At 65.5% G+C, this 13,227-nt stretch carries 12 protein-coding genes; 7 read left to right on the top strand and 5 right to left on the bottom strand.

Annotated elements, in window-relative coordinates; all coding sequences use genetic code 11:
- Positions 1-18: 18 nt before the first annotated feature.
- Positions 19-1,509: an NCS1 family nucleobase:cation symporter-1 gene (locus GOQ09_RS19865; protein WP_157615094.1), complete on the bottom strand. Its 1,491-nt coding sequence runs from the start codon at positions 1,507-1,509 to the stop codon at positions 19-21.
- Between the two features lie 283 nt (positions 1,510-1,792).
- Here GOQ09_RS19865 and GOQ09_RS19860 point away from each other — a divergent pair, with 283 nt between their 5' ends.
- Genes GOQ09_RS19860 through GOQ09_RS19840 form a run of 5 tightly spaced genes read left to right on the top strand, consistent with a single transcriptional unit; the run spans position 1,793 to position 7,193 of the window.
- Positions 1,793-2,146 (top strand): cupin domain-containing protein, encoded by a 354-nt coding sequence (locus GOQ09_RS19860; RefSeq protein WP_157615093.1) that lies wholly within the window; start codon positions 1,793-1,795, stop codon positions 2,144-2,146.
- A gap of 33 nt (positions 2,147-2,179) precedes the next feature.
- A complete protein-coding gene (locus GOQ09_RS19855) occupies positions 2,180-3,598 on the top strand; it encodes an aldehyde dehydrogenase family protein (RefSeq protein ID WP_157616770.1) in 1,419 nt (472 codons plus the stop codon).
- Positions 3,599-3,633: 35 nt separating this feature from the next.
- Complete coding sequence (locus GOQ09_RS19850) at positions 3,634-4,959, top strand: NAD(P)/FAD-dependent oxidoreductase (protein WP_157615092.1); 1,326 nt, start codon at positions 3,634-3,636, stop codon at positions 4,957-4,959.
- A gap of 8 nt (positions 4,960-4,967) precedes the next feature.
- Positions 4,968-5,864, top strand: a complete 897-nt coding sequence (locus tag GOQ09_RS19845; RefSeq protein ID WP_242630890.1) for a GNAT family N-acetyltransferase — start codon at positions 4,968-4,970, stop codon at positions 5,862-5,864.
- 51 nt (positions 5,865-5,915) lie between these two features.
- Positions 5,916-7,193 carry an NAD(P)/FAD-dependent oxidoreductase gene (locus GOQ09_RS19840; protein ID WP_157615090.1) on the top strand — a complete coding sequence of 426 codons (1,278 nt, stop codon included), beginning with the start codon at positions 5,916-5,918 and terminating at the stop codon, positions 7,191-7,193.
- Positions 7,194-7,214: 21 nt separating this feature from the next.
- On the opposite strand, the gene GOQ09_RS19835 is transcribed toward GOQ09_RS19840, so the two are convergent.
- Together GOQ09_RS19835 and GOQ09_RS19830 are read right to left on the bottom strand one after the other, a co-directional pair.
- Positions 7,215-7,685, bottom strand: a complete 471-nt coding sequence (locus GOQ09_RS19835; RefSeq protein WP_157615089.1) for an SET domain-containing protein — start codon at positions 7,683-7,685, stop codon at positions 7,215-7,217.
- 28 nt (positions 7,686-7,713) lie between these two features.
- On the bottom strand, positions 7,714-8,658 hold the full coding sequence (locus GOQ09_RS19830; RefSeq protein ID WP_157615088.1) for a LysR family transcriptional regulator: 945 nt from the start codon (positions 8,656-8,658) through the stop codon (positions 7,714-7,716).
- A gap of 145 nt (positions 8,659-8,803) precedes the next feature.
- On the opposite strand from GOQ09_RS19830, the gene GOQ09_RS19825 reads away from it, so the two are divergent.
- Both GOQ09_RS19825 and GOQ09_RS19820 read left to right on the top strand, forming a co-directional pair.
- Complete coding sequence (locus tag GOQ09_RS19825) at positions 8,804-9,697, top strand: amino acid ABC transporter substrate-binding protein (protein ID WP_157615087.1); 894 nt, start codon at positions 8,804-8,806, stop codon at positions 9,695-9,697.
- Between the two features lie 2 nt (positions 9,698-9,699).
- Positions 9,700-11,016 (top strand): aminotransferase class V-fold PLP-dependent enzyme, encoded by a 1,317-nt coding sequence (locus GOQ09_RS19820; RefSeq protein ID WP_157615086.1) that lies wholly within the window; start codon positions 9,700-9,702, stop codon positions 11,014-11,016.
- Here the strand turns inward: GOQ09_RS19820 and GOQ09_RS19815 are convergent.
- A complete protein-coding gene (locus GOQ09_RS19815) occupies positions 10,979-11,893 on the bottom strand; it encodes an alpha/beta fold hydrolase (RefSeq protein ID WP_157615085.1) in 915 nt (304 codons plus the stop codon). The genes GOQ09_RS19820 and GOQ09_RS19815 overlap by 38 nt on opposite strands.
- 101 nt (positions 11,894-11,994) lie before the next feature.
- A complete protein-coding gene (locus tag GOQ09_RS19810) occupies positions 11,995-13,221 on the bottom strand; it encodes a M20 family metallopeptidase (RefSeq protein WP_157615084.1) in 1,227 nt (408 codons plus the stop codon).
- Positions 13,222-13,227 lie beyond the last annotated feature (6 nt).

The following is a 13,227-nucleotide window of genomic DNA, read 5'->3' as shown; positions in this document are numbered from 1 at the left end:
TTTCTTCTCTTCAGTATTTCAAGTCTTGTTGCGGTTCAGCAGGGCATAGATGACAAAGCCCAGGCCCATGCCGATGAACCATGCATAGTTCGCGCCACCCCGCAGCGCCGGCACCATCACGCAAAGAATGGGCACCAGCGCGGACGGGATCATGGCCTGGATGGCCTTGGGGTTGTAGCCACCGCTGTACCAGTATTCACCCTTGGGGCTCATGGTGTAGAGCGCGTCCACGTCGATGCGCTGCTTGCGCACGATGTAGTAGTCGGCAATCAAGATGCCGAACAGCGGGCCGATGAACGAACCCAGCACGTCCAGCGTGTAGTGAATGACCTCGGGGCTGTTGTAGAGGTTCCACGGCGTGAGAAACACCGAGCCCACCGCGGCGATCATGCCGCCCGTGCGCCAGCTGATGTGCTGCGGCGCCACGTTCGAGAAGTCGAAAGCCGGCGAAACGAAGTTCGCAACAATATTGATGCCGATGGTCGCGATCATGAAAGTCAGCGCGCCCAGCACCACGGCCGTGGTGCTGTCGATCTTGCCCACGGTGTGCACCGGGTCGGTGATGAGCTCGCCGAACACCGGCAGCGTGGCGGCGGTGGTGATCACCGTCAGCAGCGAGAAGAACACGAAGTTGATCGGCAGGCCCCAGAAGTTGCCCTTCTTCACCGCGTCGAAGCTCTTGCCGTAGCGCGAGAAGTCGCCAAAGTTGAGCATCGGCCCGCTGAAGTAGCTCACCACCAGCGCAATGGCCGAGAGCATCACGGGCAGCGCGTCCCACCCCTGGAACTTGATGCCGCCCAGGTTCAGGTCGATGTTGCTCCAGCCCGCCTTCCACACCAGCCAGCCGCAGAGAACGGCCATGACCACGTACACGGCCGGCCCAGCCCAGTCGATGAACTTGCGGATCGCTTCCATGCCGTGCCAGAACACGAACGCCTGCAGCACCCACATGATCATGAACGCGAGCCAGCCCAGCGCCGACAGGCCCGCGAAGCCGTGCTGCGCCACGTCGGCATACGGCGCAAGGTTGGGGAACATGTGCAGCGCCAGCACCATGAAGGCCGCCGACGCAAGGTACGTTTGCACGCCGTACCAGGCCACCGCAATCAGCCCGCGGATGATGGCCGGGATGTTGGCGCCCAGCACGCCGAACGAGGCGCGGCACACCACGGGGTAGGGCACGCCCGTCACCTGGCTGGGCTTGGCCACAAGGTTGCAGAAGAACTGCACGATGACGATGCCCACCAGCAGCGACACCAGCACCTGCCAGCTCGACAGCCCCAGCGCAAACAGGCTGCCGGCCGTGATGTAGCCGCCCACGCTGTGCACGTCGGACATCCAAAAGGCAAAGATGTTGTATTGGCCCCAGGTCTGCTTCTTGAGAGGGGCCAGGTCTTCGTTGGTCAGCCGCGGGTGGTAACCCGGCTTGATCAGCGCGTTGGATTCGGCATGCGGTGCATGGCCGGCTTCGCTCGCCCCAGCGGGGGCCTGGCTGACAACTGTGCTCATGGTCTTTCCTCGTGCGAATGGTGGATTGAGGGACCGCTTTTCCGGTGCAAGTCGGGGCGCCGGGTATCGGGTGCGTTATTTGTATACAAAAACAGTGTGCAATCAACCCCATCCGGCAAATCATATATCCGTAGATTCCCTGAGATCCCGCTGCGGCACGATCCGCTGTTGGAGGCCCGCAATCGCACATTTCGCGCCTTTCCAGGGGCCCGGTTCAGCATCGGCTCGGGCAGTGCTTTCTTTAGCATTGGCCCACCATCAGACCTCTGCGAACAGGCACCCAATGTCCAATCTTCTCGTCCCCTTCAAACTTGACCAGCTCGGCGAGCCGCGTGAATACCGCCCGCCGGCGGAGCGCGTCATCGAGGGTGATGTCGTTTGCCGCAACTGGGACGTCGACAGCGCGAAAGACGGCAAGGTGCGCGCCGGAGTGTTCGAGTCGACCGTTGGCGTCAATCACTCCATCAAGGGCGACACCTGGGAGTTCTGCCACATTCTTTCCGGCGTGGTCGAGATCACCGAGCAAGGCCAGCCGCCGCAGACCTACAGGGCCGGCGACTGCTTCATCATGAAGCCGGGCTACGTCGGCACATGGCGCACCATCGAGACCGTGCGCAAGGTGTGGGTCATCGCCTGACCGGAAAGCACCGTGACCACAGCCGAGCCACCCATGGACGACACCCGCTTCTACATCGACGGGGCCTGGCAAGACCGCGCCCATGCCGTACGCGTTGCGGTCGTCAACCCGTTTTCAGAAGAGATCGCCGGGCATGTCGCGGCCGGCTCGTCGATGGATGTCGATCTTGCCGTTGCGGCGGCCCGGCGCGCCTTTGAGCGGTTCTCACGAAGCACCGTCGACGAGCGGATAGCACTGCTGGGCCGCATATTGGCGCTGCTGGAGGAGCGCGCGGAGCTTTTCGCACAAGCCATCGTGGCGGAAATGGGCGCTCCCATCGCCTTCGCCCGGGCCGCCCATGTGCCTTTTGCCATCGCGCATATCCGCACCCAGATGGAAGTGCTGCAACGCTACGAGTTTCTTTCCATCCAAGACGGCTTTGCCATTTCAAAAGAACCGATCGGCGTGTGCGCGTTGATCACGCCATGGAACTGGCCGCTGTACCAGATCACCGCCAAGGTCGCCCCCGCAATTGCGGCGGGCTGCACGATCGTGCTGAAGCCCAGCGAACTGTCTCCCTACAGCGCGCAGCTCTTTGCGCAAGTGATGCACGATGCTGGCGCGCCACCCGGTGTGTTCAACCTGGTTGGCGGCACGGGTGAGGTTGTCGGTGCGGCATTGGCGGCGCACCCCGGTGTCGACATGATCTCGATCACCGGATCGACGCGCGCGGGCGTGCTCGTGGCCCAGGCGGGGGCGGTGACGGTCAAGCGCGTGGTGCAGGAACTGGGCGGCAAGTCGCCGAACGTGTTTCTCGACGACGCCGATTTTGAACAGGGTGTCGCGAAGGGCGTGCTGGCCGGCATGCGCAACGCAGGCCAGTCGTGCAGCGCGCCAACGCGCATGCTGGTGCCCGCGTCGCGCTTGGCCGAGGTGGAAGCATTGGCCGCCGCAGCCGTGGCCGGCATCACGCTCGGCGATCCGCGCGACGGACAAACGACGATGGGCCCCATTGCAAATGCCGCGCAGTACGCGAGGGTACAGGCGATGATTGCCAGCGGCATCGACGAGGGCGCCAAGCTGGTGTGCGGCGGCCTCGGCAGGCCTGCCGGCCTGGCGCAAGGCTACTTTGCGCGCCCCACGGTGTTCTCCGACGTGAGGCCCGACATGCGGGTGGCGCAGGAAGAAATATTCGGCCCCGTGCTGGTCATCATTCCCTACCGCGATGAGGCCGAGGCCATCGCGATTGCGAACGACACCGTCTACGGCCTCGGTGCCAGCGTGCAGTCTGGCGACCGAGAGCGGGCACGGCGCGTGGCGGCACAACTGCGCGCCGGCCAGGTGCACATCAACTACCCGGCGCGAAGCAGCCATGCGCCGTTCGGTGGATACAAGCGGTCCGGCAACGGGCGCGAATACGGCGTGCATGGTCTCGAGGAATATCTCGAGACCAAGGCAGTCGTCGGCTACTGACCAGTTTCATCGATTCTTTAACGGACATCCCGAGAATGCCTGCACCTCTATTTCCAGTCGAGTCGAGCCCGGACCTGCCGACGCATGCGGACGTCGTCGTGATCGGAGGCGGCATCATCGGCGCCTTTGCCGCCTACTACATGGCCAAGCGCGGCATGAAGGTCGCGCTGGTGGAAAAGGGCCGCGTCGGCGCGGAACAATCGAGCCGCAACTGGGGCTGGTGCCGCCAGCAGAACCGCGACGCGCGTGAATTGCCGATGGCCACCAAAAGCCTGGACCTGTGGGAACAATTCACCGCGGAAACCGGCGAGGTGACGGGCTTCCAGAGATGCGGGTTGCTCTACCTCAGCAACAGCGAGAAAGAGCTGGAGGGCTGGGCGCGGTGGGGCGAGTTCGCGCGCACCGTCGACGTCAAGACCCACATGCTGACCGCGGACGAAGCGGCGCAGCGCGGCCGCTCAACCGGCAAGCCCTGGAAAGGCGGCGTCTTTGCGCCGACCGACGGCACCGCGGACCCGTCGCGTGCGGCGCCGGCGGTGGCGCGGGCCCTCATGAGATTGGGCGGCACGGTCCACCAGGGCTGCGCCGCGCGCGGCGTCGAAACCGAGGGCGGCCGGCTCTCGGCAGTCGTTACCGAGAAGGGAACCATCCGTACCAAGGTTGCGGTGCTCGCCGGCGGCGCCTGGGCATCCTCGTTCTGCCGCCAGTACGGCATTCGGTTTCCGCAGGCCGCAATCCGGCAGACGGCGCTGTCGGTTGCCACCAGCGGCAAGGAGATACCGGCTGCGCTCCACACGACCGGTGTTTCCATGACGCGGCGCGCGGACGGCGGATATACCCTGGCCATCAGCGGCCGGGGACGCGTGGACCCAACGCCGCAGCTGCTGCGCTTTGCACCGCAGTTCCTGCCCATGTTCCAGCGGCGGTGGCGCAATCTCGCACCCGGCGGACTCGAGGGCGTCCGCTCGGGGCATGAGGGCTGGTCCCGCTGGCGGCTCGACCAGCCGACGCCGATGGAGCGCATGCGCGTGCTCGACCCGAAGGTGGACGCATCGGTTGTGAGCCTCACCTACAAGCGCGCGGTGGAACTGATGCCGGAACTGAAGGAGAGTTCGGTGACCGCAGCCTGGGCCGGCTACGTGGACAGCACGCCCGACGGCGTTCCCGGAATCGGCGAGATGTCGAGCCTGCCCGGCTTCGTGCTGGCGGCCGGGTTCAGCGGCCATGGCTTTGGCATTGGCCCCGGGGCCGGCCATTTGATTGCCGACATCGTCAGCGGCGGCGAACCCATCGTCGATCCGCGCCCCTACCACCCGGCCAGATTCCTGTCGTCGGCATGGGGCAAGGTCGCGGACTTTTAAAGACAGCCATGACGCCGCGGCTCACCGCCCTGCGCGCAGATCACTTGCCCGATGCTGTCCGGCAATCCGCCGCACTTGGATGGCCCTACCGAGAGGCCGACTGGCGCTTTGCCTTCGGTATCGGCAGGGGCTTCGCGGCAGAAGCCGACGGCCGACTGGTGGCTACGGCGATGTGGTGGCCCTATGGCGAGACCCATGCCTCGGTGGGCATGATCATCGTCGACCCGGCCATGCAGGGGCGCGGCTTGGGGCGCGCCTTGATGGAGAGGCTGCTCCACAAGGCGCGCAACCGCACGGTGTTCCTCAACTCCACCCGGGAAGGGCTCCCGCTCTATACGCAACTCGGGTTCGTCGCCCGCGGGCAGGTGTTCCAGCACCAGGCGGTACTGCCGCCGGAAGCCGCTCTGGCTGTTACGCCGGCGCATGTCCGGCCCATGCAGGCAGCAGACAGTGAGAGCGTGCGACGGCTGGATCGGGTCGCCACCGGGATGGACCGCACGGCATTGCTCGATGCATTGTTGGCGGCCGGAACGGCGATGGTCGTCGATCGCGGTGCCGGTGTGTCGGCCTACGCCTCGGCAAGGGAATTCGGGCACGGCGTGGTGATCGGCCCGGTGGCCGCATCGGGCGCAAACAGCGCGGCCGATGCACGGGATCTCGTCACCGCGCTCGCCGGCCGCTTTCGTGGCCGGTTCCTACGCATCGACGTGACGGATCGCAGTGGCCTGTCTCCATGGCTCGCCCAGATGGGCCTGCCCTGCGTCGGCCATGCAGTGCCGATGGTGCGCGACGTCCAGCCTCGGACCGTCGATGCCGATGCCGATGCCGATGCCGATGCAGCTACAGGTGCCGGATTGGATGCGCACCCGCGCCTGTTCGCCCTTTCCAACCAGTCATTCGGCTGACCCCGCGACTCCTCACGCCCAAGCGTCCCCTGACATGATGGAAATCCACTTATGAAGCTGATGCCCTACTGGCTCGATACCGCGCCCAGGTTTACCGGCGGCCAGGCCGAGGCGCCCAGCGGCGATGTCGATGTGGCGGTGGTCGGTGCGGGCTTCACCGGGTTGTCCGCGGCCATTGCACTGGCGAAGAAGGGGGCAAGCGTTGCGGTGTTCGATGCGGGGAATGTGGGCAGTGCCGCCTCGGGCCGCAATGGCGGCATGTGCAACAACGGCTTCGCGCAAGACTACGTTGCGATGTCGGGCAAGCTCGGGCGCGAGCGGGCCAATATGCTCTATCGCGCTTTCGACGCGGGCGTGTGCAAGGTGGAGTCGCTGATCGCGGAGGAGGGCATCGACTGCGACTTCAAGCGCGTCGGCAAGCTCAAGCTCGCTGCCAAGCCGGAGCACTACGACAAGCTGGCCCGCTCGCAGGCGCTGATGGCGAAGGAATGCGATCCGGACACCCACATGGTGACGCGGGCCGAACTGCGCAGCGAGATCGGGTCGGACCAATATTTCGGCGGCATGGTCTTCGGCAAGAGCGCGGGCATGCACGTGGGGCGCTACGGCCATGGCCTTGCCGTGGCGGCCGCGAAGCGCGGCGTGCGCATCTACGAGAACGCGCCCGTCGTCGGCCTCAAGCGCCAGGCCGGTTCGGTGCATCAGGTCGAAACGCCCGGCGGCAGCATCCGCGCCAGGCAGGTGCTGCTCGCGACCGGCACATCGGCCGTGGGGCCACTCGCGTGGTTCCGACGTCGCATCGTGCCGGTGGGTGCATTCATCATCGTCACGGAGCCGCTCCCGGTCGAAGTGCTCGACCGGCTGACGCCGCGGCGCCGCATGACGACGGACACGAAGAACTTCGTCAATTACTTTCGCGTGACGCCGGACAACCGCCTGCTCTTCGGTGGCCGCGCGCGTTTTGCGGCGACCAATCCCAAGTCGGACGTGAAGAGCGGTGCCATCCTGCAGCGATCGCTCGTGCAGGTCTTTCCCGAGTTGAGAGACACCCGTATCGACTACTGCTGGGGCGGCATGGTCGACATGACACGCGACCGCCTGCCGCGCGCCGGAGAGCGCAACGGGCTTTTCTATTCCATGGGCTACAGCGGGCACGGAACCCACATGTCGACCTACATGGGCGCGATCATGGCGGAGGTGCTGGATGGCCGCGCCGACCTCAACCCGTGGCGCGATTTCGACTGGCCCGCGATTCCCGGGCATTTCGGCACGCCCTGGTTTCTTCCGATCGTCGGCGCGTACTACCGCTTCCAGGATCTGGTGCGCTGAGTACCGTCGGCGGCCGGGCGGTCAGTCCGCCTCGACCGGCGCCAGCATGGTTCCGCGGCAGTTGGGCGAGCCGCAATGGCAAGGGTATTTGGAGGCCGGCGAACCATCGTCGGCGGTGAGGGAATAGTCGATGAACAACTCGTCGCCCGCATCCACCGGCACGATGGTCTGGAACTTCAGCACCAGTTCGCCCGCGTCGTCGTACTCCTCGACCGCCTCGCAATTTGGATCGCAGGCATGGTTGAGGTGGCGCGTGCCGTTGCCGCCCTTGCCGCCGTCGATGGTCTCGTGGTTGGAGAGGGTGAACAGGTAGGTGAGCTGGTCGTTCCACGCGCCGGCGGCGATTTCCTGCTGCGTGTAGCGCCGGCCTTCGTAGAGCCCGAGGAACGCATAGGCGGGCAAGTCGCGCGTTGCAAAGGCGCCGAGCCCATGCACTCCGCTGGGCCCGACGCGGATGAACGGCGTGGACGAGGTTTGCTTGCGGCGTTTCATGGGCCCAAGTGTGCACCAGCCACCTTGCTCAGGGCTTGCGTTCCTCCTCGCGCCTTTTGTCGTGTTCTTCATCGGCTTGCGCCTGGAACATGCGCGTGAAGTCGCAGCACGCCTGCGCCAGCATCACGATCGACGAGGTGAGCGCGCTGCGGTGCTCGCCCTTGTGCATGGCCACGTAATGCACCGCGGGCAGGGCGGGCGCCACGTCGATCACAGTGAGCATGCCGGCCGAAACCAGCGGGTCAAGGCACTGGCGCGGAAGGTAGCTCACGCCCAGGCCCGACACCGTGAGCCCGGTCAGCGCCACCAGGTTGCTCACCACGATGGTGTCCGACGGTTGCACGCCCTGGTCCTTCATCCAGGCGTCGTAGGCGCGCCCCGTGCCCGAGCTGCTGCCTTGCACCAGCATGCGGTGCCGGGCGAGCTCGTGCAGCCGCACCGTGCCGGCGGCGGCCACCACGCCCGGCTTGCACATCCAGGCGCTTTGCACCTTGCCGATGGCCTTGCTCTGCATGCGCGAATCGGCGAAGGTGTCGGGCACGATCACCAGGTCGAGTTCGTCGGCCAGCAGCTTGTCGCGCAGTTGCAGGCTGTCGTCCACGTCGGGTTCGAGAATGACCTTGGGATAGTGCCGCTGGATCAGCCCCACGAGCCGGGGCAGCCACGTCATTGCGGTGAGCTCAGTCACGCCGATGCGCAGCCGCCGCTCCACCACGCCCGGCTTGCTGAACTGCTCGACGGCGGCATCGCGCTGCTCGAGAAGCCGGGCCGCAAGCACGAACATCTCTTCGCCTTTTTCGGTCAGCCGCGCGGTGCGCTGGGTTCGGTCGAAAAGCTCGGTGTCGAACAGGAGCTCGAGTTCATGCACCCGCTTGGACACGGCCGATTGCGAGGTGTGAAGCTGGTTGGCCGCCTGCGCAAAGCCGCCGAGCCTGGCGATCCAGTACAGAGCCTCGAGTTGCTTGAAGGTCATCACGGTGCGTCGCGGCTCCTGAACTGAATACTTTTATTCATGTAATTCGATCACAAAAAATCGCTTTTGGAAATTTGAAGCCAAGCCGAAGATTCGCACCGTGCTGCCCCGTGTACTTCCTGCTTCATCTTCAAAGGAACATTCCATGAACTTCAAACTGTCCCTCGTGCTTGGCGCCGGCATCGCGCTGGCCTGCGGTGCCGCGGCGGCGCAAGAAAGCCCGACGCTGCGCAAGATCAAGGAAAGCGGCACCGTGCAGATCGGCAGCCGGGACACGCAGATTCCGTTCTCCTACAAGACGGGTGCAGAGAGTGCGCCCATCGGCTTCACCAACGAGATCTGCCTGAAGGTGGTCGACGCCATCAAGGCCAAGCTGGGCATGCAGAAGATCGAGGTGCGCTACACGCTGCTCAACTCCACCAACCGCATTCCGCTGGTGCAGAACGGCACCGTCGACCTGGACTGCGCGACCACCACCAACACCGTGCAGCGCCAGCAGCAGGTCGACTTTGCGCCGAGCCATTTCGTCACCAACATCACCGCCGCGGTCAAGAAGAACTCGGGCATCAACTCGATTGCCGACCTGCAGGGCAAGACCGTGGCCACGGTGGCCGGCAGCACCTCGATGCAGTTGCTGCGCGGCTTCCGCAAGACCGAGAACATCGAGGTGCAGGAGATCGCGGGCAAGGACACGGCCGATGCCTTCCTGCTGCTGGCGAGCGACCGCGCCGTGGCCTACGTGCTCGACGACGTGCAGCTGGCCGGCCTGATTGCCAACCAGCCCAATGCCTCCGACTACAAGCTGCTGAAGGACGTGCTGCGGCAAGAACCCTACGGCATCATGATGCGCAAGGACGACCCCGAGTTCAAGGCCATCGTCGACCAGACGGTGGCCGAGATGATGAAGTCCGGCGCCATCGACAAGCTCTACGCCAAGTGGTTCATGTCGCCCATTCCGCCGCGCAACGTGAACCTCAATTTCCCGATGTCCGACGCCGTGCGCGAGGCCTACAAGAACCCGAACAACAAGGGCGTTTGAGGATGCCGGCCACCACACACCATGCCAACGGGCTGGCGTTTCCCGATGCGCTCATGCGCGCGGTGAAGCAGCGCTTTCTCAATGTCGACCACGACCACCACGGTCGCGAGCGGCTCTACTTCGACAACGCGGGCGGCTCGTTCCGGCTGAAGGCGGCGGTGGAGCGGTTCGCGCAAGTCGATGCGATTCCCGACAACGCGGAGCGCATTCACGCTGCCGCTGTCGAGCTGCAGCAGATTCAGGCCCGAGGCACGGACGACCTGCGCACCATCTTCAACGCGCGCGGCGGCAGCGTGTATGCGTCGTTGACCGCGTCGGGCGCCATGTTCGACATGGTGCGGGCGGTGGCCGAGAACGTGCCGGGCACGAACATGGTCACCACCGTGCTCGAGCATCCCTCGTCGTTCGACGCGATGAGCCTCTACGCCCAGAGGGCGGGCCGCGAGCTGCGGGTGGCCCGGAGCAACCCCAAGACCGGTGGAGTCGACGCGGACGAGATCGTGCAGCTGGTGGACAAGGAAACCTGCCTGCTCAACGTCATCTACGCATCGAACATCTCCGGCGCCAAGCTGGAACTGGAGCAGATCGTGCGGCGTGCGAGGGAGATCAAGCCCGATCTCTACATCGTGGTGGACGCCGTGCAGCATGCGCCGCACGGGCTCATCGACCTGCAGAAGACGCCGGTGGACGGCATCAACATGGCGCCCTACAAGTTCTTCGGTTGCCGGGGCTCGGGCCTGTCATGGGTGTCCGACCGCGCGGCGCTGCTGCCGCACCACAAGCTCGCGGGCAAGAAGCCCGACTTCTGGGACCTGGGCAGTTCGGCCCCGTGGCAGTTTGCGGTGGTCACCGAAATCGTCGACTACGTATGCTGGCTCGGCGGCCACTTTTCGGATGCCACCGAGCGGCGGGCGCTATTCGAAGCCGGCATCGCGCACATCGAGTTGCACGAGCGGGCGCTGCTCGCGGCGCTGCTCGACGGCAGCGGCGAGGCCACGGGCCTGCGCCACATCGAAGGGGTGAAGGTCTTCCTCGATCATCCCGATCTGACGAAGCGCGACCTCATCATCGGCATCGGCTTCGAACACCTGGACTGCACGCAGGCCGTGGTCGAGTACGGCAGGCGCGGCGTGACGGTGTACGAGCGCGTGGCAAGCAGCATCTACTCCAAGCGCATGCTCGACTCGTTCGGGCTCGAAGGCACGGTGCGTGTCTCACCGCTGCATTGCAATTCGCTGGCCGACATGGAGAAGTTTCTCCATGTGACGCAGGAGATTGCCCTCAGCGCGAAAGGGCGGAGGACAGGAACCGCCGGATGACCGGAACCACCTGCTCGAGGTGCGTCTCGAGCAGCCAGTGCCCGCCGTCCGTCAGCACCAGCTCGGCTTTCGGAATGTCGCGCAGGTAGGCACGCGCGGAAGCCTCGGGCATGTAGCCGTCGTTCGGCCCCCACACGATGAGCGCGGGTGGCTCGTGCTCGCGCAGATAGGCCTGGTAGCGCGGAAACCACTCGAGGTTCTGCTTCAGGCCTTCCATCAGCTTGCGCGCAAGCTCGCGGCGCGGCGGCGTGTTCATCAGCGGCCAATGCAGCTTCCACAGGTCGGGCGGAATCTGCGCAGCTTGGGCTTCGGACACCTCGCCGACGAACTCGGCGCGAAAGCCTTCTTCGCTCACCGCTTCTTCGAGCACCGCGCGGTTCTTCGCCGACGGATCGCGCCAGAACTCCTGGATGGCCTTGTACTTGGGGCCAAGCGTGTCTTCGTAGATGTCGCCGTTCTGGATGATGAGCGCAGCCACGCGCTCGGGGTGGCGAATCGCCAGGCGCAGGCCGATCTGCGAGCCGTAGTCGTGCAGGTACAGGCCGTACCTGCCGATCTCCAGTTTGTCGCAGAAGGCCTCGAGAAAGCCCGCATAGGCGTCGAAGTCGAAGCCGAAGGCATCGGCCGGCGGTGTGCCGCTCAGGCCAAAGCCGGGATAGTCCGGCGCCACCAGCCGCCACTTGTCGGCCAGCGCCGGCATGAGCCGGCGGTACTGGAACGACGAACACGGATAGCCGTGCGGAAGCAGCAGCACCGGCGCGTCGCGCGGGCCGGCTTCCCGGTAGAAGATCTGCATCCCGTCGACCTCGACGAAGCGGTGCGAGACCGCATGGGCATCGGCGGGCAGCAGCGACGTGGAGGAACTGCGTTCGGTCATGCGCCCCATGCTGCGCGCCGGTGCGTGCCGGCGGGTGTAGGTGGCCGCTGATGCGCTGCGTCGGACGGCCGCAACGCAGGCAGGTGGCTCCGCTCGGAGGCTCAGGCCAGCAGGTCGCTCAGCGTGCGCGCAATCACCTTGGTGGCGCGGCGCAGGTCTTCGAGCACCACGCGTTCGTCGCTGCGCTTGGCATGCGATTCGAGCACCGTGCGCGGGCCGGCGCCGTAGATCACGCCCGGAATGCCTGCCTCGCCATAAAGGCGCACGTCGGTGTAAAGGGGCGTGCCCATGGCCTTGATCGGCTCGCCGAACACGTCCTGGCCATGCTTCTGGATCGCATCGACCAGCGGCTTGTTGCCCGCGAGCGGCTTCATCGAATTGGCCAGCAGCAGGCGCTTGATCTCGACCGTGATGCCGGTGCTCTCCGCGGCAGCATCCGCAATCACCTTGCGGATCGTCGCTTCGACCTCGACCGGGTTCTCTTCGGGGATCATGCGGCGGTCGAGCTTGAACACCACTTTGCCCGGAACCACGTTGGTGTTGGTGCCGCCTTCGATGCGGCCCACGTTGAGGTACGGGTGCGTGATGCCCTCGACCTTCGATGTCACCTGCTGGTAGAGCGTGTTCTGCGCATACAGCGCGTTGAGAATCTTGACTGCGCCCTGCAGCGCATCGACGCCGGTGGTCGGAATGGCCGCATGGGCCATCTTGCCGTGCACCGTCACTTCCATCTGCAGGCAGCCGTTGTGGGCGGTGACCACTTCGTAGCTGAAGCCGGCCGCGATCATCAGGTCGGGCTTGGTGAGCCCCTGCTTGAGCAACCAGCCCGGGCCGAGGATGCCGCCGAACTCTTCGTCGTAAGTGAAGTGCAGCTCGACGCTGCCCTTGGTCGGCTTGGCCACGGCTTCGAGCGCGCGCAGCGCGAAGGTAAAGCTCGCGAAGTCGCTCTTGCTGACCGCGGCGGCTCGGCCGTAGAGGCTGCCGTCGGCAATTTCGCCGCCATACGGGTCGTACGTCCAGCCTTCGCCGGGGGGCACCACGTCGCCGTGCGCATTGAGGGCCACGGTGCGGCCGCCGGCGCCGTAGGGGCGGCGCACGATCAGGTTGGTGATCGACTCGAGGCCGTACTCTTTCACCTCTTGCTCCGGCACGGCGTGCTTCTCGGCGTCGAGCCCGAAGTCCCTCAGCAGCTCGGCCGTGCGCTCGGCGTGCGGTGCGTTGTTGCCGGGCGGGGTGTCGGTGGGCACGCGCACCAGTTGCTGCAGGAACTGCACTTCCTCGTCGAAGTGGGCGTCGATCCAGGCGTCGAGCTTGGCGTAGTCGGTCATGTGTTT

The organism is Variovorax paradoxus (assembly GCF_009755665.1).
Taxonomy (GTDB): domain Bacteria; phylum Pseudomonadota; class Gammaproteobacteria; order Burkholderiales; family Burkholderiaceae_C; genus Variovorax; species Variovorax paradoxus_G.
The sequence above is the reverse complement of the archived record's forward strand: the minus strand, read 5'-3'. Positions and strand labels throughout refer to the sequence as shown.

Coding starts and splice junctions, on each gene's coding strand:
- GOQ09_RS19865 (WP_157615094.1), bottom strand. CDS start 1,509: ATGAGCACAGTTGTCAGCCAGGCCCCCGCTGGGGCGAGCGAAGCCGGC.
- GOQ09_RS19860 (WP_157615093.1), top strand. CDS start 1,793: ATGTCCAATCTTCTCGTCCCCTTCAAACTTGACCAGCTCGGCGAGCCG.
- GOQ09_RS19855 (WP_157616770.1), top strand. CDS start 2,180: ATGGACGACACCCGCTTCTACATCGACGGGGCCTGGCAAGACCGCGCC.
- GOQ09_RS19850 (WP_157615092.1), top strand. CDS start 3,634: ATGCCTGCACCTCTATTTCCAGTCGAGTCGAGCCCGGACCTGCCGACG.
- GOQ09_RS19845 (WP_242630890.1), top strand. CDS start 4,968: ATGACGCCGCGGCTCACCGCCCTGCGCGCAGATCACTTGCCCGATGCT.
- GOQ09_RS19840 (WP_157615090.1), top strand. CDS start 5,916: ATGAAGCTGATGCCCTACTGGCTCGATACCGCGCCCAGGTTTACCGGC.
- GOQ09_RS19835 (WP_157615089.1), bottom strand. CDS start 7,685: ATGAAACGCCGCAAGCAAACCTCGTCCACGCCGTTCATCCGCGTCGGG.
- GOQ09_RS19830 (WP_157615088.1), bottom strand. CDS start 8,658: ATGACCTTCAAGCAACTCGAGGCTCTGTACTGGATCGCCAGGCTCGGC.
- GOQ09_RS19825 (WP_157615087.1), top strand. CDS start 8,804: ATGAACTTCAAACTGTCCCTCGTGCTTGGCGCCGGCATCGCGCTGGCC.
- GOQ09_RS19820 (WP_157615086.1), top strand. CDS start 9,700: ATGCCGGCCACCACACACCATGCCAACGGGCTGGCGTTTCCCGATGCG.
- GOQ09_RS19815 (WP_157615085.1), bottom strand. CDS start 11,893: ATGACCGAACGCAGTTCCTCCACGTCGCTGCTGCCCGCCGATGCCCAT.
- GOQ09_RS19810 (WP_157615084.1), bottom strand. CDS start 13,221: ATGACCGACTACGCCAAGCTCGACGCCTGGATCGACGCCCACTTCGAC.